The organism is Vibrio ouci (genome assembly GCF_004551525.1).
Classification (GTDB): Bacteria; Pseudomonadota; Gammaproteobacteria; order Enterobacterales; family Vibrionaceae; genus Vibrio; species Vibrio ouci.
Window position 1 is genome coordinate 85509 of the sequence record NZ_SATR01000015.1, and the last position, 19369, is coordinate 104877.

Annotated in this window: 22 protein-coding genes and 9 tRNA genes; 21 read left to right on the forward strand and 10 right to left on the reverse strand. The window is 45.3% G+C overall.

Annotated elements, in window-relative coordinates:
• Window positions 1-114: 114 nt before the first annotated feature.
• Window positions 115-1035, reverse strand: a complete 921-nt coding sequence (gene glsB / locus ELS82_RS11605; protein ID WP_053441046.1) for a glutaminase B — start codon at window positions 1033-1035, stop codon at window positions 115-117.
• 136 nt (window positions 1036-1171) lie between these two features.
• Window positions 1172-1891, reverse strand: a complete 720-nt coding sequence (trmB, locus tag ELS82_RS11610) for a tRNA (guanosine(46)-N7)-methyltransferase TrmB (protein ID WP_134835630.1) — start codon at window positions 1889-1891, stop codon at window positions 1172-1174.
• Between the two features lie 180 nt (window positions 1892-2071).
• Between trmB and mutY the strand changes: the two genes are divergently transcribed.
• From mutY to ELS82_RS11685, 15 genes are all read left to right on the forward strand, one after another.
• Window positions 2072-3127, forward strand: coding sequence for an A/G-specific adenine glycosylase (gene mutY, locus ELS82_RS11615; protein ID WP_134835631.1), 1056 nt, complete (start codon window positions 2072-2074; stop codon window positions 3125-3127).
• A 17-nt stretch (window positions 3128-3144) separates the two neighbouring features.
• Window positions 3145-3417: an oxidative damage protection protein gene (locus tag ELS82_RS11620; RefSeq protein ID WP_053441043.1), complete on the forward strand. Its 273-nt coding sequence runs from the start codon at window positions 3145-3147 to the stop codon at window positions 3415-3417.
• 71 nt (window positions 3418-3488) lie between these two features.
• Complete coding sequence (mltC, locus tag ELS82_RS11625; protein ID WP_134835632.1) at window positions 3489-4625, forward strand: membrane-bound lytic murein transglycosylase MltC; 1137 nt, start codon at window positions 3489-3491, stop codon at window positions 4623-4625.
• Window positions 4626-4728: 103 nt separating this feature from the next.
• Window positions 4729-4804: transfer RNA gene (locus ELS82_RS11630), tRNA-Phe, on the forward strand.
• Window positions 4805-4874: 70 nt separating this feature from the next.
• Window positions 4875-4950 (forward strand) — tRNA-Thr (locus ELS82_RS11635).
• 7 nt (window positions 4951-4957) lie between these two features.
• Window positions 4958-5033: transfer RNA gene (locus tag ELS82_RS11640), tRNA-Phe, on the forward strand.
• A gap of 54 nt (window positions 5034-5087) precedes the next feature.
• Window positions 5088-5163: transfer RNA gene (locus ELS82_RS11645), tRNA-Asn, on the forward strand.
• A 304-nt stretch (window positions 5164-5467) separates the two neighbouring features.
• Entirely contained in the window at window positions 5468-7093 is a 1626-nt protein-coding gene (locus ELS82_RS11650; RefSeq protein ID WP_134835633.1) for a methyl-accepting chemotaxis protein, read from the forward strand.
• 220 nt (window positions 7094-7313) lie between these two features.
• A tRNA-Phe gene (locus ELS82_RS11655) sits at window positions 7314-7389 on the forward strand.
• Between the two features lie 54 nt (window positions 7390-7443).
• A tRNA-Thr gene (locus ELS82_RS11660) sits at window positions 7444-7519 on the forward strand.
• A gap of 21 nt (window positions 7520-7540) precedes the next feature.
• Window positions 7541-7616, forward strand: a tRNA-Asn gene (locus ELS82_RS11665).
• A 10-nt stretch (window positions 7617-7626) separates the two neighbouring features.
• A tRNA-Thr gene (locus ELS82_RS11670) sits at window positions 7627-7702 on the forward strand.
• Window positions 7703-7739: 37 nt separating this feature from the next.
• A tRNA-Asn gene (locus ELS82_RS11675) sits at window positions 7740-7815 on the forward strand.
• Window positions 7816-7968: 153 nt separating this feature from the next.
• Window positions 7969-8598, forward strand: coding sequence for a chemotaxis protein (locus ELS82_RS11680; RefSeq protein ID WP_134835634.1), 630 nt, complete (start codon window positions 7969-7971; stop codon window positions 8596-8598).
• Window positions 8576-9310 carry an oxygen-binding di-iron domain-containing protein gene (locus tag ELS82_RS11685; protein ID WP_134835635.1) on the forward strand — a complete coding sequence of 245 codons (735 nt, stop codon included), beginning with the start codon at window positions 8576-8578 and terminating at the stop codon, window positions 9308-9310. The genes ELS82_RS11680 and ELS82_RS11685 overlap by 23 nt, the downstream gene beginning before the upstream one ends.
• Window positions 9311-9385: 75 nt before the next feature.
• On the opposite strand, the gene ELS82_RS11690 is transcribed toward ELS82_RS11685, so the two are convergent.
• The 8 genes from ELS82_RS11690 to mlaF all read right to left on the reverse strand — a co-directional run bounded on the left by ELS82_RS11690 (window position 9386) and on the right by mlaF (window position 14826).
• Entirely contained in the window at window positions 9386-10126 is a 741-nt protein-coding gene (locus ELS82_RS11690) for a 1-acylglycerol-3-phosphate O-acyltransferase (RefSeq protein WP_134835636.1), read from the reverse strand.
• Between the two features lie 116 nt (window positions 10127-10242).
• Window positions 10243-11502 (reverse strand): UDP-N-acetylglucosamine 1-carboxyvinyltransferase, encoded by a 1260-nt coding sequence (gene murA, locus ELS82_RS11695; protein WP_134835637.1) that lies wholly within the window; start codon window positions 11500-11502, stop codon window positions 10243-10245.
• 9 nt (window positions 11503-11511) lie between these two features.
• Window positions 11512-11766 (reverse strand): BolA family iron metabolism protein IbaG, encoded by a 255-nt coding sequence (gene ibaG / locus ELS82_RS11700; protein ID WP_004409843.1) that lies wholly within the window; start codon window positions 11764-11766, stop codon window positions 11512-11514.
• Window positions 11759-12088: an STAS domain-containing protein gene (locus ELS82_RS11705; protein WP_134835638.1), complete on the reverse strand. Its 330-nt coding sequence runs from the start codon at window positions 12086-12088 to the stop codon at window positions 11759-11761. The genes ibaG and ELS82_RS11705 overlap by 8 nt, the downstream gene beginning before the upstream one ends.
• Window positions 12085-12726 (reverse strand): phospholipid-binding protein MlaC, encoded by a 642-nt coding sequence (gene mlaC / locus ELS82_RS11710; RefSeq protein WP_134835639.1) that lies wholly within the window; start codon window positions 12724-12726, stop codon window positions 12085-12087. Before mlaC ends, ELS82_RS11705 begins: the two co-directional genes overlap by 4 nt.
• A gap of 11 nt (window positions 12727-12737) precedes the next feature.
• Window positions 12738-13220, reverse strand: coding sequence for an outer membrane lipid asymmetry maintenance protein MlaD (gene mlaD / locus ELS82_RS11715; RefSeq protein WP_134835640.1), 483 nt, complete (start codon window positions 13218-13220; stop codon window positions 12738-12740).
• Window positions 13221-13240: 20 nt separating this feature from the next.
• Window positions 13241-14029 (reverse strand): lipid asymmetry maintenance ABC transporter permease subunit MlaE, encoded by a 789-nt coding sequence (gene mlaE / locus ELS82_RS11720; protein ID WP_134835641.1) that lies wholly within the window; start codon window positions 14027-14029, stop codon window positions 13241-13243.
• Window positions 14029-14826 (reverse strand): phospholipid ABC transporter ATP-binding protein MlaF, encoded by a 798-nt coding sequence (gene mlaF / locus ELS82_RS11725; protein ID WP_134835642.1) that lies wholly within the window; start codon window positions 14824-14826, stop codon window positions 14029-14031. The genes mlaE and mlaF overlap by 1 nt, the downstream gene beginning before the upstream one ends.
• A 244-nt stretch (window positions 14827-15070) precedes the next feature.
• Between mlaF and ELS82_RS11730 the strand changes: the two genes are divergently transcribed.
• Genes ELS82_RS11730 through lptB form a run of 6 tightly spaced genes read left to right on the forward strand, consistent with a single transcriptional unit; the run spans window position 15071 to window position 19343 of the window.
• Complete coding sequence (locus ELS82_RS11730; protein WP_134835643.1) at window positions 15071-16036, forward strand: calcium/sodium antiporter; 966 nt, start codon at window positions 15071-15073, stop codon at window positions 16034-16036.
• An 18-nt stretch (window positions 16037-16054) separates the two neighbouring features.
• Window positions 16055-17020 (forward strand): KpsF/GutQ family sugar-phosphate isomerase, encoded by a 966-nt coding sequence (locus tag ELS82_RS11735; protein ID WP_134835644.1) that lies wholly within the window; start codon window positions 16055-16057, stop codon window positions 17018-17020.
• Window positions 17020-17577: a 3-deoxy-manno-octulosonate-8-phosphatase KdsC gene (gene kdsC, locus ELS82_RS11740; RefSeq protein ID WP_053441031.1), complete on the forward strand. Its 558-nt coding sequence runs from the start codon at window positions 17020-17022 to the stop codon at window positions 17575-17577. The genes ELS82_RS11735 and kdsC overlap by 1 nt, the downstream gene beginning before the upstream one ends.
• Window positions 17574-18137, forward strand: coding sequence for an LPS export ABC transporter periplasmic protein LptC (lptC, locus tag ELS82_RS11745; protein WP_134835645.1), 564 nt, complete (start codon window positions 17574-17576; stop codon window positions 18135-18137). The genes kdsC and lptC overlap by 4 nt, the downstream gene beginning before the upstream one ends.
• Complete coding sequence (lptA, locus tag ELS82_RS11750; RefSeq protein ID WP_053441029.1) at window positions 18118-18615, forward strand: lipopolysaccharide transport periplasmic protein LptA; 498 nt, start codon at window positions 18118-18120, stop codon at window positions 18613-18615. The genes lptC and lptA overlap by 20 nt, the downstream gene beginning before the upstream one ends.
• Before the next feature lie 2 nt (window positions 18616-18617).
• Window positions 18618-19343: an LPS export ABC transporter ATP-binding protein gene (gene lptB / locus ELS82_RS11755; protein ID WP_053441028.1), complete on the forward strand. Its 726-nt coding sequence runs from the start codon at window positions 18618-18620 to the stop codon at window positions 19341-19343.
• Window positions 19344-19369 lie beyond the last annotated feature (26 nt).

The window sequence follows — 19369 nt, forward strand, 5'->3', positions numbered from 1 at the left end:
CCCGAGAGCGAGGGACGAGTGAATTGGGGATCTCTTCAAGCGAGTCGAATGCTAATTGAGATTCCCTACTCCTTCCTTCGTCAGTCTATGGAATGACAAATACGCTCTAATGCACTAAAAAATCGAACGACCAATACGCTCGGCAAGTAGCTCTAGTGCCTTTGTTCCTGCTAGCGAGTTACCTGAAGGGTCTAGCTCGGGTGACCACACCGCGATTGTCATCTCACCCGGTACCACAGCCATAATGCCACCACCAACGCCCGATTTGCCCGGCATACCGACGCGATAGGCAAACTCACCTGCACCATCATACAAACCACAAGTCGCTAATAACGCATTTAACTGCTTAGTTTGAGTTGGTGTAATAACGGTTTTTTCAGTCTGTACTGAAGTACCTTTATTAGCCAAATAACTGAAAGTTTTCGCCAAATCGACACAACTCATTTTAAGCGCACAGGCATGGAAGTAGTTATTCAGTACTGGAATAACATCATTCTCGAAATTGCCAAATGAACGCATTAGATAAGCAATGGCAGCGTTACGGTCACTATGCATCATCTCTGAAGCAGCAACGATCTTGTCATAGCAAATGTGCGTATCGCCTGATAGCTGACGAACAAACTCTAGCAAACGCTGACGCGGCGCGGATAAACGGCTATTGAGCAGATCAGCCACCACAATTGCTCCAGCATTGATAAATGGATTACGCGGAATGCCCTGCTCCATTTCCAACTGAATAAGCGAGTTAAATGCTTGGCCTGATGGTTCTTTACCGACGCGCGCCCAGATCTCTTCCGGCTTATACAGACACATCGCTAAGGTTAAGCTCAGCGCCTTGGAAATCGACTGAATAGAAAAAGGCTCGTCTGCATCACCCGCTTTAATCACTTCCCCTTGGTTAGTAAAAACCGCCAGCCCCAACTTAGATGCCGGCACTTTTGCTAACGCAGGAATATAATCAGCCACCTTACCTTGACCAATTAATGGGCGAACCTCTTCGAGAATCTCATTTAAAATTTCTTGTGTCGGTTTCATCAGCAACCTTAAAAATCAATTAGTTATTATAATTTTCTTGTAGGGTCAAAAAAGCCAACACATCAATGTTGGCTTTAATCATCTCGTTACCTTGTGGCTCTTTTGCTGCAAGCAACCAAGGTATAAGCAATAACGGTTATTTTACGCGCTTGTACTTAATATCCCAAACGCCGTGACCTAAACGGTGACCACGTGCTTCAAATTTTGTTAGCGGGCGCTCATCTGGACGAGGAATGTAATCACCATCCTCTGCGATGTTTTCGAAACCAGGCGCTTCGTTCATCACTTCGATCATGTGCTCTGCGTAGTTTTCCCAGTCAGTTGCCATGTGGAAAATGCCTTCACCATCAATCAGCTTCTCGCGCACCATTTCAGCAAAACCTAACTGAACGATACGACGCTTGTGATGACGCTTCTTATGCCATGGGTCAGGGAAGAACAGTTGTAGCGTTGCAAGGCTGCTATCAGGGATCATGTGTTCGAACACTTCTACCGCATCGTGACACATAACACGTAGGTTAGTGATGCCTGCTTCACGAGCATCTGATAAACACGCACCAACGCCTGGGCTGTGTACTTCGATACCGATAAAGTTTTTCTCAGGAGCGTTCTTCGCCATTTCAACCAGCGACGCACCCATACCAAAACCAATTTCTAGAACAACAGGGTTGTCGTTACCAAATACTTCTTTCCAATCTAGAAGCGTATCTTGGTAATCAATACCCATGGTTGGCCAACACTCATTCATCGCGTTTTCTTGACCTTTGGTCAAACGACCTTCGCGGCGAACAAAGCTGCGAATTTTGCGTATCAGTTTACCGTCTTCGTTGTACTCGTTAGTGGTCACTTCACTCATGATTTTGCCTGTTTAAAAATTGGTCTCGACTCAAAGGGATTGTGATTATCCAAAGAATTGCCACTGGTGCAAGTCTTTTAGGATATTTCACCGATATTATAACCCTACTCTTTATCGGTTGTACTTTAGCCACCGAATGTGGTGCAATTTTAGCAAATCAAATTATAAATAGAGCAAGTCGTGACTCCATTCGCCAATGCCATTCTTGAATGGTACGAAAACTATGGCCGAAAAAGCCTACCTTGGCAGCAAAATAAAACCGCATATAGCGTTTGGCTGTCAGAAATCATGTTGCAACAAACCCAAGTCGCGACAGTGATTCCCTACTATCAGCGTTTCCTTGAGCGTTTTCCAACCGTGATTGACTTAGCCAATGCTGAGCAAGATGAAGTATTGCACCTATGGACCGGGCTTGGTTACTACGCCCGCGCGCGAAATCTGCACAAAGCGGCCAAAGTCGTTGCCGAGCAATATGAGGGCGAGTTTCCGCTTAACATCGAAGAGATGAACGCCCTGCCGGGTATTGGCCGCTCAACGGCTGCAGCGATTTTATCTTCGGTATATAAACAGCCTCATGCGATTTTGGACGGTAACGTTAAACGCACCCTAGCGCGCAGCTTTGCTGTCGAAGGTTGGCCGGGGCAGAAAAAAGTTGAGAACCAACTGTGGCAGTTCGCCGAAGAGCACACGCCAGCAGTAGATGTCGACAAATACAATCAAGCGATGATGGATATGGGCGCGATGGTTTGTACACGCAGCAAACCTAAATGTACTCTGTGCCCAGTTGAATCATTTTGTGTCGCCAATAAGCAAGGTAATCCACTCGACTACCCAGGCAAAAAGCCTAAGAAAGAGAAGCCCGTTAAAGAAGCTTGGTTTGTCATGTTGCATCATGACGGCAAAGTATGGCTAGAGCAGCGCCCACAATCGGGTATTTGGGGCGGACTATTCTGCTTCCCAGAAAATAGCGACGCTGACCTTGCTCATCAAATCGATATCCGTGGCGTGTCAGAGGCTGATATTAATGCTCAAACACAATTGATCGCCTTTCGTCATACCTTTAGCCACTACCATCTCGATATCACACCAATTTTGGTAGACCTATCAAAGCAACCTAACGTGATCATGGAAGCGGGCAAAGGTCTTTGGTATAACTTATCGCAACCTGAAGAAATCGGTTTAGCCGCTCCAGTCAAACAACTACTGGAAAGCTTGCCGTTCGAACTTCAAAACTAATATTTAAAGGAGTCGTTATGAGCCGCACTGTATTTTGTGCTCGACTACAAAAAGAAGCTGATGGCCTAGACTTTCAGCTTTATCCAGGTGAGCTGGGTAAACGTATTTTTGACAACATTTCAAAAGAAGCATGGGCAATGTGGCAGCACAAACAGACCATGCTGATCAATGAAAAGAAATTGAATATGATGGATCCTGAGCATCGTAAGTTGATCGAAACTGAAATGGTTAACTTCCTATTTGAAGGTAAAGAAGTTCATATCGAAGGTTACACTCCACCAAGCGAATAATCGCAAGCAGAGTTGAAATTGAAAAGAAATGACATCATTGTCCGCAGTGATGTCATTTTTTTAGGAGTATTATGAAGAAGTTAGCGTATTTTCTGTTCGCATTAACACTAACGGGTTGTAGCCGTGAATTTGTAGAAAGTTTCTATGATGTCAACTACGAACCAACTAACCGCTTTGCGAAAAACCTAGCTCAGCTACCCGGTCAGTTTGAAAAAGATACCGGCGCATTAGACGCCTTAATCAATAGCTTCTCAGGCAACATCGAAAAACGCTGGGGACGCAGTGAAATCAAGTTCGCGGGCAAAAACAACTACGTTAAATACATCGATAATTACTTAAGTCGCTCTGAAGTGAACTTTGATAAAGGCTTAATTACTATCGAAACGGTTTCGCCAACTGATCCTAAGCAACATCTTAAAAATGCCATTATCACCACTCTGCTAACCCCTGACGATCCGGCTAATGTCGATCTTTTCTCTTCCAAAGAGATCGTACTTGAAGGCCAACCTTTTCTTTATCGTCAGGTTGTTGACCAAGATAAAAAGCCAATCCAGTGGTCTTGGCGTGCCAATCGCTTTGCCGACTACCTGATTGCCAACAAGCTCAAAGTCAAAGATGTCGACTTTAAGAAAGCTTACTACGTTGAAATTCCAATGGTTGAAGATCAATTTGAGATCCGCAGCTACAAGTATGCAGATATTGTTCAGCGCGCTTCACGCAAATATGACATCCCAGAAGACCTGATTTACGCCATCATCAAAACAGAAAGTAGCTTCAACCCATATGCGGTGAGCTGGGCCAATGCCTACGGCTTGATGCAAGTTGTACCTAAAACAGCCGGTAAAGATGTATTTAAACTAGTGAAGAAGAAATCAGGCCAGCCGACACCTGAGTATCTATTCAACCCAGAAAACAATATTGATACAGGTACCGCGTATTTCTACATCTTAAAAAATCGCTATTTGAAAGATGTGAACCATCCACTGTCGCTTGAGTACAGTATGATTTCTGCCTACAACGGTGGCACTGGTGGTGTTTTGAACACCTTTAACCGCAATGACCGTAAACGAGCGATGAGAGACTTAAATTCTTTGCAACCCAATCAAGTTTATTGGGCACTGACGAAAAAGCATCCCAACGCAGAAGCGCGTCGTTATCTAGAAAAAGTTACTAAATTCAAAAAAGATTTTAACTCTGGTAAAACATAATCAGTTAAAACGACTAAATAATCGACACTTAAGCACTTTTTTGATTTTTTTTCTAAAAACATGTTGACGGCAAGACCGAAAATCCGTTTAATAGCGCTCCGTTGCCCGGATAGCTCAGTCGGTAGAGCAGAGGATTGAAAATCCTCGTGTCGGTGGTTCGATTCCGCCTCCGGGCACCACAATTTGATTGTTGGTGTCTTAGACGTCAACAGAGATGCAAAGAAATTTGCAGCAAAAAGAATACAGTGTGCCGACTTAGCTCAGTAGGTAGAGCAACTGACTTGTAATCAGTAGGTCACCAGTTCGACTCCGGTAGTCGGCACCATTCTTTTGCCTCGATAGCTCAGTCGGTAGAGCAGAGGATTGAAAATCCTCGTGTCGGTGGTTCGATTCCGCCTCGAGGCACCATATTTGGTGCGCTTGCCTAATTTGAAAAGATTGGTAAGACACAAACAGAATAGTTCCTCCTTAGCTCAGTTGGTAGAGCGACGGACTGTTAATCCGCAGGTCGCTGGTTCGAGCCCAGCAGGAGGAGCCACTTTAAGAAGCCAAGTCGAAAGACTTGGCTTTTTTCATTTCTGATTTCTCCTAATCTCTTTTAGAACCCCCTTACATTCACCGCTTTCTAAGCTTAGTAGCACTTACACTGACTCTAATAGCTAGATTGCTATGCGCTACCTTTCTTAAAAAGAACTTATTTCACTCCAGAAATTTAATCCAAATCATAGTTTAACGCCTGTCCCCTACTCGATTTTCCTGAATTACAATAAGATGACAGCCATGTTACAGATCGATATGTAACTGCAATAAATATAAGAATGACTTATTTGTGAGCTAATTTTATGAAACTGAAGACACAAGCTTATTTATTATCGGGAATTATCCTAATAGCTTTGCTTGCTTTAACTGCTACAGGCTTATGGACACTACGTGTCGCCAGCAACTTGGATAACAAGGCACGTGTAACTGAACTATTCAATAGTGCGTACAGCATCCTAACCGAAGTCGAAAAGATGTCGGTTGAAGGAACGCTGGAAGAAGGTGAAGCCAAAGCACTGGCAACTCGATTGCTACGTAACAATATCTACAAAGATAATGAATACGTTTATGTTGCAGATGAGAATATGACATTCATTGCGACTCCATTAGATCCTGAGCTACATGGCACTAGCTTTAATGACTTTAAAGATGGCGATGGCAACAGTGTCGGCCAACTGATTCTCAATGTACTAGGCCAACGTACTGGCCAAATTGTCGAATACACCTGGACACAAAAACAAGCTGACGGCTCAATCGAAGAAAAACTCTCTATTGCAGAAAGAACTCCTCATTGGGGCTGGGTTGTGGGTACTGGTATCGGCTTTAATGAAGTCAATGCGCGTTTCTGGTCAACAGCTCAATGGCAGCTTGTGCTTTGTTTAGCCATTGCAGGCGGCATCCTAGCGGCGCTGATTATCTCTATTCGTCGCATGCTGACCCTATTGGGTGGTGAACCACAAGATGTACGCAAAGCGGTGCAAGATGTGGCAAACGGTCATATCCAAAGCTCTTTCAGCGAGCAAGCGCCTAGTGGCAGTATCTACGAAGCTGTGCAACAAATGAGTCAATCACTTGCTCAGTTAGTCGGTAACTTAGACAACTCAATGCACGCCCTGCGTGACGAATTAGGTAATGTGGAAGGTCGAGCGGCATCTATTGCAGATCTAACCGGCTCACAACAACAATCGACAGCGATGATTGCAACGGCAATGACGGAAATGGCTTCCTCTGCAAACAATGTCGCAGACTCAGCTAGCGACACTGCACGTAATACTGAAGAAGCAGATAAACAGAGTCAGCACACCCAGCAATTGATTCATAACACCGTCGACAACATTCAAGGCCTTGCCTCTCAATTGGGAACCGCGAGTCAAGCCGTGGCTGACCTAGATAGTGACGTCAACAATATCGTCAAAGTCCTCGATGTTATCGGTGATATCGCTGAACAGACCAATTTATTGGCACTCAATGCCGCCATCGAGGCTGCACGTGCAGGTGAGCAAGGCCGTGGTTTTGCTGTGGTCGCGGATGAAGTTCGTAACCTAGCAGGTCGAACGCAAGATAGCACCAAAGAGATCCAGCAAATGATCACCAACCTGCAAGAAGGTTCTCGTAACGCCATTCAAACCATGGAAGTGTGTGCCGAAACCAGCCAAAGTACGGTAGAAGAGTCACAAAATGCCTCAGAAGCACTTCAACAAATCGTAGTGGCCCTAGAATCCATTACGCAAATGAGTCATCAAATCGCGACTGCAGCGGCAGAACAAACCCAGGTCAGCGATGATATCTCTCAGCGCATTAATATGATTGAAGAGAGTGGCAATCAGTTAAGTAGTGTCGTTACTGAGAGTCATAACAGCACTCAGAGTCTGACTCAGCTTTCAAATGAGCTAGAAAACTGGGTAAGCAAGTTTACCGTTAAACACTAATCGAACTCAGACTAGTAAAAGCACGCCTCTTTGCGTGCTTTTTTATTGTCTTAGCTAGACTATTACGCCTTTTCTATCGCATATCCCCTGTTGCCCTCTATACATTTCTTACTCAAAATGGATAAAAACAGCCCATTAAGTATAGAAAAACAACAAACGATATTTTTTTTGCATTTTAATGTTGACCTAAAGAACGAAAAGCCTTTTAATACACCTCGTCGCCCGGATAGCTCAGTCGGTAGAGCAGAGGATTGAAAATCCTCGTGTCGGTGGTTCGATTCCGCCTCCGGGCACCACAATTTATTTGTTGGTGTCTGAATAAGACAACAACATGAAAAGAAATAACGTGCGCCGACTTAGCTCAGTAGGTAGAGCAACTGACTTGTAATCAGTAGGTCACCAGTTCGATTCCGGTAGTCGGCACCATTTCTTTTCTCAATGGACAATTCCTCCTTAGCTCAGTTGGTAGAGCGACGGACTGTTAATCCGCAGGTCGCTGGTTCGAGCCCAGCAGGAGGAGCCACATTTAGTGTGCCGACTTAGCTCAGTAGGTAGAGCAACTGACTTGTAATCAGTAGGTCACCAGTTCGACTCCGGTAGTCGGCACCATTCTTTCTTCTTTTAGAAAGAACATAAAAAGAATAATTCCTCCTTAGCTCAGTTGGTAGAGCGACGGACTGTTAATCCGCAGGTCGCTGGTTCGAGCCCAGCAGGAGGAGCCACTTTTTGAAGCCAAGTCGAAAGACTTGGCTTTTTTTATATCTAAATATTTTTCACCTTCCCTCTCCTAGCCAAGCACCTTGCCTTCTTTTCAATTTGCTAAAAGCGCAACCTGTTTCCTATATTTAATCCATAACTTTAATAAGGATACCTACATGGCTAGGAAGCAATTGTTCGTCGTGACTGCCGAAGTCGCGGCAGAGCTCAATCGTGGGGTTATTGTCGCTAAACAACTTAAGTTAGTTGCAAGCAATGCTAGGGCTCTCGCTCTACGCGCCGGTGGGAGTGCAGCTGGCTTTCACCCAATCACTGACTCGATTGACGAATTAGTCAGCCTCACTCTAGAAGTCTCAAACTCGATCAATACCAAAGCGCAGCACCTCAGTCATATTGCAACCTCTAGCGTTCGCTCCTACTCGGTGTTGAAGCATTTTGAAGCTGTCTATCAACGTTCACAAGACGCCGAGTTTATCCATAGCTTAGATGCAGCCCACAGCCGTTGTCAGCAAGAAACTCTGCGCCTAGACCAATCTTTTTCTCAAGGTAGTGAAGAGCTCAGCAGCATGCTAAACAGCCTGTATGATGAGCTTCGAGTGGCACTGATCATCTCAACGTTACTTAGCGTGGAAGCCTCTCAGGTTGAAGAGCAGTTTAAAGGTCAACTCAACACGATTGCACAGAATGTTCAGCAAGCCGCAGAGTCTATACGTGAACACGTGCTCCAATCACTCCAATTATTTTCACTCTTTGATAAGGAACGTCATGAAATCAAAAGTGCTATTTAGCCAAGGGGAGCATCGCTGGGTCATGTTTGCTCGCGATCCTCTCAAACCAGAAAAAATCATCGATACCAATCAATATATGATCGTCAATCGCCAGCAAGCCATCTTACTCGATCCAGGCGGTATCGAAATATTCTCCTCAATGCTGAGTAGTGTGGTCAAAGAGGTCCCTATAGAACACATAAAGTACTTATTTGCCTCTCACCAAGACCCTGACATCATTTCTTCACTTGGGCTATGGGATAAGGCATTACCAAGTGCCACACTCTACTCTCCGTGGCTCTGGGAAGGCTTTATACGTCACTTTGGCATGGACTCGATTACCTTCTCCCCGATTAAAGATGAAGGAGGAACGCTTTCTCTAGCAGGTGATGATATCGAGTTTATTCCTGCCCACTATATGCACTCATCAGGTAACTTTTCAGTCTATGATGGTAAAGCCAAAATACTCATGTCTGGTGATATTGGGGCCGCCTTAGATGCCCCCGATGCGCCATTGTTCGTCGAAGACTTTGAACAGCATATTCCGAAAATGGAATATTTCCATCGGCGCTGGATGCCGTCAAATGCGGCGAAGAAGGTTTGGATAGAGCGAGTGAGAAGATTAGACATCGACATGATATGCCCTCAGCATGGAGGCATATTTAAAGGTGAAGACGTTACTCGCTTCTTGGATTGGTTAGATGATCTCGATGTAGGCATCGCGGTATCCTAACCACTTAGCCATGGTATAAAAAAAGCCAGTAGACATAAGACTACTGGCTTAACTTTATCATTTTTAATGTTGAGGCTACGCCTTAACACCTTCTTGCTGATTCAGCATAGCAACCTCATGGTCTAACGCTTCTAGCTTCGCTTTCATTTGCTCGCGACACTCATTTGCTAGTTCACGAACGTTTTCTTTAGCGTAACCTTCCGTGCTCACTGCAGGAAGCATTTCAACAATCACATGACCGTTATTCCATCGATTGAGCTTAATACCAGCCGTAGAGCTACATACAATTGGAGCTACCGGTAGCTGAGCTGCGATAGCGGCGTGGAACGCCCCGGTCTTAAACGGCAGTAAGCCACGGCCACGTGAACGTGTACCTTCTGGGAACATCCATACCGATACGTCACTTTGCTTCATTTGATCAACGACCTGATCGATCGTGCCTTTTGCTTTAGAGCGGTTAGCGCGGTCAATCAAAATATTACCTGTCAGCCAGTAAAGCTGGCCAAATAGCGGCATCCAAGCTAAGCTTTTTTTGCCGACAGTAACCACTTTAGGCGTTACTGCAGAAGAAACCGTAAACAGGTCCCAGTTGTTTTGGTGGTTAGCAATATAGATGTGCTGACCACGCTGATATGCGTCCTCTGGTAGACGGAGTTCCAGTTTAATACCAAACACTCGAGACATCTTGCCGAACAGGCGGCCAAAGGTAAAAACATGCTTAGGGTTACGTGGGCTCAGCAAACAGTAGCCACAGCCAAACACAAACATTACGACTGCAAAAATAGCAACTGCTAATACACGTAATAGTGCAATCATTGTATTCTCCAAGAGTTCTGGGAGTAAAAATAAGTTGACCAGACTCTAACTGATCTATCGCTCATAAAAAAGCCGAAACTTACGTTTCGGCTTACAAATGTTAGCTCAAAGCTAAATTAGTCTTGAAAACGTTCGATATTCGCACCTAGCGCCGATAGCTTGTCTTCAATTTTGTCGTAACCGCGGTCGATATGGTAAATGCGGTCAACAATAGTTTCGCCTTGAGCGATACAGCCAGCAATAACCAGACTTGCTGAAGCACGAAGGTCTGTTGCCATTACTTGTGCGCCACTCAGCTCATCGACATCACCACAGATAACCGTGTTACCTTCAATCTCTGCTTTAGCGCCCATACGCATCAGCTCTGGCACGTGCATAAAGCGGTTTTCAAAGATAGTTTCGGTAATGACACCGCCACCTTTAGCCATCAGGTTAAGTAGCGTGAATTGCGCCTGCATATCGGTTGGGAAGCCAGGGTGCGGCGCTGTACGCACTGTCACTGCTTTTAGCTCACGACCTGTCATATCAAGAGAAATCCAGTCTTCACCTGTCTCTACTTTCGCGCCTGCTTCTTCAAGCTTAGCGAGAACCGCTTCTAGCAAGTGAGCTTTAGTATTACGACAGGTTACTTTACCGCCAGAAACTGCAGCAGCAACTAGGAAAGTACCGGTTTCAATGCGGTCAGCAACCACAGCATGAGTACCGCCACTTAGACGCTCAACACCTTCAATCGTGATGGTGTCTGTACCAGCACCTGAGATCTTCGCACCAAGCTTGTTCAGGAACTCAGCAGTATCAACAATCTCTGGTTCGCGCGCTGCGTTATCCAGTACTGTTGTGCCTTCTGCTAACGTTGCTGCGCACATGATAGTGATCGTTGCGCCAACACTTACTTTGTCCATAACAATGTGAGCGCCTTTCAGACGGCCATCAACATTGGCTTTAACGTAACCATCTTCAAGGGTAATTGTCGCGCCTAGCTGCTCAAGACCGTGAATATGTAAATCCACTGGACGTGCACCGATCGCACAACCACCTGGCAGTGATACTTGCCCGTGACCAAAACGAGCGACTAGTGGACCAAGAGCCCAAATAGATGCACGCATCGTCTTCACTAGGTCATATGGCGCACAGTACTCATTAATACTGCTTGGGTCGACATGAACAGAACCATTACGCTCTACTTTTGCACCTAAGCGCTCTAGCAATTCCATCGTAGTATCGATGTCGCGCAAGCGTGGTACGTTTGTCACCTCTACTGGCTCTTCAGCCAGAATCGATGCAAATAAAATTGGTAGTGCAGCATTCTTTGCACCTGAGATAGTGACTTCACCAACTAATGGCTGATCAGAACCTGTTACTCGAAACTTTTCCATTATTAAACCTTACAGCGACATCAGTTTCTTATCACGCGCCCACTCATCAGGAGTGTAAGCTTTAATTGAAACTGCATGGATGTCATTTCTTTGGATGTATTCCATTAGTGGTGCGTAGATTAGTTGTTGTTTTTTAACGCGACTCATTCCATCGAAACAAGCATCAACAGCAACTACTTCGTAATGGCTACCTTCACCTTTAACGTGTAGTTCTTCTAATTTCAAAGCGTCGTTTAAAATCTGTTGTACTTTTGCGCTATCCACAATTCACCCCTGTATTATTCTTTAAATGTTGAGCAATAAACTCATCGACATTGCTTAACTGAAATAGTGTGCGCAGTTCATCCGGCACGAAACTGAGCATTATATGACAGTTTTGTTTTTTTGCATGCTCTATTAGGTGAATTAACATCACCATTCCTGCTGAGTCGATTTTTTTTAGCTGCTCAAGCGAAACCTCAACCTCACTGCCCGGCCATTGCTGCTGTTTTAACGAGCTCCACAATTTAGGCACTGTCTCTCGGTTTAGCTCGCCACTCAATGCAAACTCAGCTGCGCTGTTAGAACGCCACTCTGGGCTTATCATTGTGCTTTGCTCTCAAAGCGAATCGGTTGCTGGGCAAGCCCTTCAAGCTCTTTAGCTACTGCCAAAATACCCTCTTGGCGCAGTTTACCGTTCCACTCAGATTGTTTACTCGACAATAAGCTAATGCCTTCAGCAATCATGTCGAATACTTGCCATTCGCCAGTTTTCTTATCTTTGCGCAGCTTAAACTCTAATTTGATATTCGGTCTAGGCGCATCAACAATGTCTACTTTAACCCCAGTAATGCTTTTTTTAGGGTTAAGTTTTGTCTCTGGACCAAATTCAATCGTCTGATCAGTATATTGAGTCAGAACCTGCGCGTATGAGCTAATCAAATACGATCGAAACGCGACAATGAATATTGCGACATCTTCACGCTTGGCACCTTTTAAGTTAGGGCCAAGCAGCTTGAGCGCAGCATACTTTTCATTGATGTACGGCATTAGCTCTTCATCAACAATCACTTTTAAGTGTTCAGGATCTTGATGAATTTGTTCCTGTTCAGCCTTTAATCTTGCAAACGCCACTTCAGACACTTGCTTCATCATCTGATATGGCTGTGTTTTGTCGATTTCATTGGCTGCGACTTGAAACGTCAACATCAATGAGCACAGAGTAAGTACTAACTTTTTAAACATATTGCTGCTCCTTACTCGCTCTCTGAATCACCACCAACGCTATACAAGACCTGACCAATCAAATCTTCTAGCACCAGTGCCGATTTTGTATCTTCAATGTAATCACCTTCCACCAGCATTTGCTCATCTTCATACACAAAGCCTGGTGTTAAGCCGATGTACTGCTCACCAATTAGGCCTGACGTCAGGATCTTTACACTAGAGGTCTCTGGAAACTGGTTATAAGTGCTATTGATTGCCATGCTCACAACCGGTAGTAAGGACTCACTATCTAAGCCTATATTGGTCACGCGTCCAATCACGACGCCACCAACTTTGACCGGTGAGCGAACTTTTAGGCTACCGATATTGTCAAATTCCGCTTTGAGCGTGTAAGTATCGTTGGAACCCAGTCCTTTCACGTCAGCAACTTGAAAAATCATCACCAGAATTGCGCAAATTCCTGCGATAACAAAGCTACCAACCCATAATTCAATCTTTCGAGTTTGTTGCATGATTAATTCCCAAACATCATTTAATTACCAAACATCAAGGCGGTTAGTACGAAGTCTAGCCCAAGTACAGCCAGTGAAGAGTGGACAACAGTACGTGTTGTCGCTCGGCTGATCCCTTCCGAAGTCGGAATCGCATCGTAACCGTTGAATAACGCAATCCAAGTCACCGTAATCGCAAACACTAGGCTCTTGATCATACTGTTACCAATGTCTTGCCCAAGCTCCACTGAAGCCTGCATCGCCGACCAGAAGCTGCCGTGGTCGATTCCTTTCCAATCCACACCAACCAATTGTCCGCCCCAAATACCGACGGCCATAAAAATCATCGCCAGCATCGGCATAGAAATAACACCGGCCCAAAAACGTGGTGCAATCACTCTTTTAAGTGGATCAACCGCCATCATTTCCATGCTAGACAGCTGCTCTGTCGCTTTCATTAGGCCAATCTCAGCGGTTAACGCAGAGCCCGCTCGGCCAGCAAATAGCAGTGCGGTCACCACAGGTCCAAGCTCACGCAGTAGGGAAAGCGCGACCATTTGGCCCAAGGCACCTTCTGCACCAAAGTCAACCAAGATGACATAGCCTTGCAGACTCAGCACCATGCCGATAAATAAGCCAGATAGCACAATGATGATCAGAGACTGAACACCGACACTGTATAGCTGCTTTATCAATAAGGGCAGATTCTTAACTGGCTGAGGTCGGCTGACGATAGCGCCAAACAACATCAAGCTCGCGCGGCCAAATGATTCACAGATAGCCATGCTTCTTTGACCTACAGAAGCAACGAAATTAACAAAACCTGCCATTATGAGAAAAGCTCCTTGGCTAAAGGCTGAGATGGGTAGCTAAATGGCACTGGGCCGTCCGCTTCCCCTTTAAGAAATTGTTGTACTTGAGGATCTGGGTTGTCACGCAGTTCCTCTGGGGTGCCGCAAGCGACAACTTTGCCATTCGCCAGGATGTAGCACCAATCGGCAATGCTCATCACTTCAGGCACATCATGAGAAACCACAATAGAGGTGACACCTAACGCTTGGTTTAGATTGCGTATTAGCTCCACCAGCACTCCCATAGTAATGGGGTCTTGGCCAACAAAAGGCTCATCAAACATAATTAGGTCAGGGTCAAGGGCGATCGCTCTTGCCAGCGCCGCACGCCTTGCCATACCGCCAGACAATTCACTTGGCATCAGCTCAGCGGCGCCACGTAGACCAACAGCCTCAAGTTTAAGTAGCACTAAGGTTCGGATTAAGGATTCTTCAAGTTGCGTGTGCTCACGCAGAGGGAAAGCAACGTTATCAAACACATTAAGATCCGTGAACAGCGCGCCTGACTGGAATAGCATGCTCATTTTTTTGCGCTCTTGATAGAGCTTGGAGCGACTCAAGGTAGGGATATTGTGGCCATCGAACCAAATCTCACCCGACTCAGGGTAAATCTGGCCACCGATAAGACGTAGCAAGGTTGTTTTACCTATCCCTGACGGACCCATAATGGCCGTCACCTTGCCTTTAGGTACGTGTAAGTTCACATCATCAAAGATCTTACGCTCGCCACGAGAGAAGGTTAGCTGTTTTACGGTTACTAAATCTTCGAATTCCATGTTCAACTCTACGTCACTCCTTTAAGAATGGGCAATCATAAGCACATTCATACATAATTTAAAGCACTGTTCGATTAAATGTGAGTGAGTTTAATATTAGTAACAGTGATAGCTGCTCACACATAAACTCTTCTAATCCTAGTTATAGTTAACAATTAATTTGAAGGTAGCGCTTCCCTTTTATAAACCAAACCGTCAAAATTAACGGTTAAATTCTCTCGTTGTATATTGATTAGGAATCATCATGTTCGAAGCCGTTGCGTTTCTCATTATTGGATTAGTTTTTTTGGTTTGGAGTGCAGATAAATTGGTGTTTGGCGCTGCTGCTCTAGCCCGAAATGTAGGTATTTCACCGCTAGTCATCGGTATGACAATTCTTGCAATGGGTTCTTCTGCTCCAGAAATGATGGTTTCAGCTACCGCAGCCTTAGACGGCAAAACGGATACCGCAGTCGGCAACGTGTTAGGTTCAAACATCGCCAACATTGCTCTAATTCTTGGTATCACCGCGATGATAAAGCCATTATCGATTAGCTCGGCAGTACTGCGTCGTGAGCTACCACTGATGATTGGTGTGACGATTCTTGCTGGGGTGCTACTTTGGGACAGCCACTTAGGTTTCTACGAAGGTGTGCTGCTGTTTGTCCTATTTGCTGCCTTTATTCTTGCCATGCTTCGCATTAGCCGCAACGAGAAGAAAAACGGCGATGTATTAATTGAAGAACAAGAGTCCGAAGTGCCAGAAGGCGTGAGCAACGGCAAAGCCGCAATGTGGGTGGTGATTGGTCTTATCGTCCTGCCTTTAGCCGCTGACGTTCTGGTCGATAACGCAGTAATCATCGCTCAGCACTTCGGTATGAGCGATCTGGTGATTGGCTTAACCATTATCGCCGTAGGTACTAGCCTGCCTGAACTTGCAGCGTCACTAGCCGGTGTGATGAAAGGCGAAGACGATATGGCGGTAGGTAACATTATCGGCTCCAACGTATTCAACATTCTCGCGGTAATGGGTATCCCTGGCATTCTTAACCCATCAATCCTAAGCGAATACGCAATGGGACGTGATTTCTGGGTTATGTTAGGCGTGTCGTTACTGCTGGTTGCGATGGCACTAGGCAAATCACGTAGCATTAACCGTTACGAAGGCGCCGCCCTATTCTGCTGTTTTATCGGCTACCAAGCTTACCTAATCATGAACATGACCGCTTAAGATTCTCGGGAGTTCTCTATGTTTGATTATCGTTCTGCCGCATTAGAAGTTCTAGAAACAGAAATTGAGGCTTTAGAGCAGTTAGACCAATACCTAAACCAAGACTTTGTTAAAGCATGTGAGTCAATCATTGCCAATAAAGATGGCAAAGTTGTGGTGATGGGAATGGGTAAATCGGGCCATATCGGCAATAAGATTGCAGCAACCTTGGCCAGTACGGGCACTTCATCGTTTTTCGTTCATCCAGGTGAGGCCGCACATGGCGATCTCGGCATGATTGAACCTGGAGATATTGTTCTCGCCATTTCTAACTCTGGCGAGTCAGGAGAAATCTTAGCTCTGTTCCCAGTATTGAAACGCCTCAATATCAAGATCATCAGCATGACAGGTAAACCAAATTCAAACATGGCGAAACTGTCAGATATACATCTGCAAATTACCGTGCCGAAAGAGGCCTGCCCGATTCAGTTAGCACCGACTTCTAGCACAACCGCAACACTGGTAATGGGTGATGCTCTGGCTATGGCACTAATGCAAGCGCGCGGTTTTACCTCTGAAGATTTTGCCCTATCGCATCCAGGTGGCGCATTAGGGCGTAAACTGCTGCTGAAACTTGCTGACATCATGCACACCGGCAGTGCACTGCCATTAGTGACACCAACAACTGTGGTGCGTGACGCCTTACTTGAAATCAGTCAAAAAGGGCTTGGCATGACTGCCGTTGTCGATGACCACCAGCAACTGGTTGGTATCTTCACTGATGGTGATTTAAGGCGTATCCTTGACAAGAGAATCGATATTCATAGCGCACTGATTGGCGATGTGATGACAGTGAATCCAACGGTTGCTGAGCCAAAGATGCTCGCAGCTGAAGGCCTTAATTTAATGCAAGACAAAAGCATCAATGGCCTAATTCTATGTGAACAAGGCAAAGTGGTTGGTGCGCTGAACATGCATGACTTATTAAAAGCTGGAGTGATGTAATGCCAGAAATGATTGAAACGCTGTATCAACCAGTGGAACCTTCTACCCTCGCGATTGCCAAACAGATTAAACTGCTTATTTGCGATGTTGATGGCGTTTTCTCTGACGGCCTAATCTACATGGGTAACCAAGGTGAAGAGCTGAAAACTTTCCACACCCGTGATGGTTATGGTGTTAAGTCACTAATGAATGCTGGTATTGAGATTGCTATTATCACTGGTCGTCGTTCGCAAATTGTTGAGAATCGCATGAAAGCACTTGGCATTTCGCTGATCTACCAAGGCCAAGACGATAAAATCAAAGCGTACCAAGACATCTGTAGCAAATTAAATATTGCTCCTGAGCAAACAGGCTACATTGGCGATGATCTGATCGATTGGCCAGTAATGGAGAAAGTGGCACTAAAAGTCTGCGTTGCAGATGGTCACCCTCTCCTCGCTAAAAGAGCAAATTACGTCACTTCAATTCGAGGTGGCCACGGAGCAGTTAGGGAAGTCTGCGACCTTATTCTTCAAGCACGAAACGAACTCGACGTTCATAAAGGTTTAAGCATATGAGTCTTTCTCGTATTGGCTATATCATCGTGAGTTTCATAATATGCTGGTCTGCTTACTATCTTTTAGACAAGCAGCAGAGTTATGATATTCAGGTTGAACCAGATACAGAACTCCCAATGTTTAGTGGCGAAGGGCTTGAGAACACCTCTTACACTGAAGACGGTATTCGTAGCTACGTCATTACGTCAGTCACGCTCGACCACTACGCAAAGAGCGGTGACACCATATTCCAACAGCCGGTCCTTAAAGTGTATAAGGAAGGCACAACCCAAGAGTGGGAAATCACAGCAGTTCGCGGCGTATTAACCCAAGAGCATGTTTTGACCCTATATGAGGATGTCCTTGCAACAAACTTATTACGCGACTCTGGGTTTGACACTATGTCAACTGAGGTGATGAACATCCAGTTGGACAGCAGAGATTTTTGGGCAGATAACCAAGTAACCTTGGTTGGCCCACAATTTGAAACGGTAGGGCAAGCGATGAACGGTAACTTTGCCGATAATCACGCCACCCTATACAAACATGTACAAGGTAGATATGAAACTCTCACACCTTAGTCTGATTTCTTGTTTATTTATCTCTAGCCAAGCGCTAGCGCTATCAACAGACCAGGATCAACCTGTCTATATTGACTCTGATAGCCAGCAGCTAGATATGCAAAGCAATAAAGTGACCTTTCTTGGTGACGTTAAGCTTAAGCAAGGCAGTATCAATATTAACGCAGACAAAGTCATCGTAACTCGCGATCCAAAAGATGGATCTATCCAAGAAATTGAAGGTTATGGTGATTTGGCAACGTTTTCTCAGCTAACGGATGATGGTAAAACTCTTTACGGTGAAGCGAAAGAGCTTTACTACGTGATGGCTGACGATCAGTTAACGATGATCGACAAAGCTATGCTGTCGCAAGACGACAGTGTGATCCGCGGTACCAAAATTCGCTACAAGATTTCATCTCAAAAGCTGATTGCTGACGGTAAAGAGAAAGGCGATCGCGTTTCTACCGTTCTTCAGCCACAAGCAGTACAAGAATAATTATGGCCATACTCAAAGCTGAGCATTTAGCGAAAACCTATGGTAATCGCACTGTGGTTACCGATGTAAGCCTTCAGGTAGAATCTGGGCAGATCGTTGGACTCCTTGGTCCTAACGGTGCGGGTAAGACGACTTCTTTCTATATGATTGTCGGCCTTGTCGCTCGTGATCAAGGTGCCATTACCATTGACGATAAAGATATCAGCATCTTACCTATGCACAGCCGCTCTCGTATGGGTATTGGCTACCTGCCTCAAGAAGCGTCGATCTTCCGTAAGCTATCGGTTGAAGACAACATCATGGCAGTGCTAGAAACACGCGAAGAAATGACCCGTGAAGAGCGCCAAGATAAGCTGGAAGATTTGTTGGAAGAATTCCACATTCAGCACATTCGCGCTAGTGCGGGTATGGCATTATCTGGTGGTGAAAGGCGTCGTGTTGAAATTGCTCGCGCACTAGCAGCGAATCCACAGTTCATCCTCCTCGATGAACCATTTGCTGGCGTTGACCCAATTTCGGTTATCGATATCAAGAAGATCATCGAACATTTAAGAGACCGAGGCCTGGGCGTTCTTATCACTGATCACAACGTTCGCGAAACACTCGATGTGTGTGAAAAAGCTTACATCGTGAGCCAAGGACACCTGATTGCAGAAGGTACACCAGACCAAGTACTAAATAACGAGCAAGTAAAACAAGTTTATCTAGGCGAACAATTCCGTCTATGATTAAAGGGAAGAACGGTAAGATTCTC

Excerpts from the sequence above, each read along its gene's own strand:
- ELS82_RS11620 (WP_053441043.1), top strand. The coding sequence starts at position 3,145 with ATGAGCCGCACTGTATTTTGTGCTCGACTACAAAAAGAAGCTGATGGC.
- murA (WP_134835637.1), bottom strand. The coding sequence starts at position 11,502 with ATGGAAAAGTTTCGAGTAACAGGTTCTGATCAGCCATTAGTTGGTGAA.
- mlaE (WP_134835641.1), bottom strand. The coding sequence starts at position 14,029 with ATGGCAGGTTTTGTTAATTTCGTTGCTTCTGTAGGTCAAAGAAGCATG.
- mlaC (WP_134835639.1), bottom strand. The coding sequence starts at position 12,726 with ATGTTTAAAAAGTTAGTACTTACTCTGTGCTCATTGATGTTGACGTTT.
- lptB (WP_053441028.1), top strand. The coding sequence starts at position 18,618 with ATGGCCATACTCAAAGCTGAGCATTTAGCGAAAACCTATGGTAATCGC.
- kdsC (WP_053441031.1), top strand. The coding sequence starts at position 17,020 with ATGCCAGAAATGATTGAAACGCTGTATCAACCAGTGGAACCTTCTACC.
- mltC (WP_134835632.1), top strand. The coding sequence starts at position 3,489 with ATGAAGAAGTTAGCGTATTTTCTGTTCGCATTAACACTAACGGGTTGT.
- lptC (WP_134835645.1), top strand. The coding sequence starts at position 17,574 with ATGAGTCTTTCTCGTATTGGCTATATCATCGTGAGTTTCATAATATGC.
- ELS82_RS11730 (WP_134835643.1), top strand. The coding sequence starts at position 15,071 with ATGTTCGAAGCCGTTGCGTTTCTCATTATTGGATTAGTTTTTTTGGTT.
- ELS82_RS11705 (WP_134835638.1), bottom strand. The coding sequence starts at position 12,088 with ATGATAAGCCCAGAGTGGCGTTCTAACAGCGCAGCTGAGTTTGCATTG.
- ELS82_RS11685 (WP_134835635.1), top strand. The coding sequence starts at position 8,576 with ATGAAATCAAAAGTGCTATTTAGCCAAGGGGAGCATCGCTGGGTCATG.
- ELS82_RS11650 (WP_134835633.1), top strand. The coding sequence starts at position 5,468 with ATGAAACTGAAGACACAAGCTTATTTATTATCGGGAATTATCCTAATA.
- mlaF (WP_134835642.1), bottom strand. The coding sequence starts at position 14,826 with ATGGAATTCGAAGATTTAGTAACCGTAAAACAGCTAACCTTCTCTCGT.
- mlaD (WP_134835640.1), bottom strand. The coding sequence starts at position 13,220 with ATGCAACAAACTCGAAAGATTGAATTATGGGTTGGTAGCTTTGTTATC.
- ELS82_RS11680 (WP_134835634.1), top strand. The coding sequence starts at position 7,969 with ATGGCTAGGAAGCAATTGTTCGTCGTGACTGCCGAAGTCGCGGCAGAG.
- ELS82_RS11735 (WP_134835644.1), top strand. The coding sequence starts at position 16,055 with ATGTTTGATTATCGTTCTGCCGCATTAGAAGTTCTAGAAACAGAAATT.
- trmB (WP_134835630.1), bottom strand. The coding sequence starts at position 1,891 with ATGAGTGAAGTGACCACTAACGAGTACAACGAAGACGGTAAACTGATA.
- glsB (WP_053441046.1), bottom strand. The coding sequence starts at position 1,035 with ATGAAACCGACACAAGAAATTTTAAATGAGATTCTCGAAGAGGTTCGC.
- ELS82_RS11690 (WP_134835636.1), bottom strand. The coding sequence starts at position 10,126 with ATGATTGCACTATTACGTGTATTAGCAGTTGCTATTTTTGCAGTCGTA.
- lptA (WP_053441029.1), top strand. The coding sequence starts at position 18,118 with ATGAAACTCTCACACCTTAGTCTGATTTCTTGTTTATTTATCTCTAGC.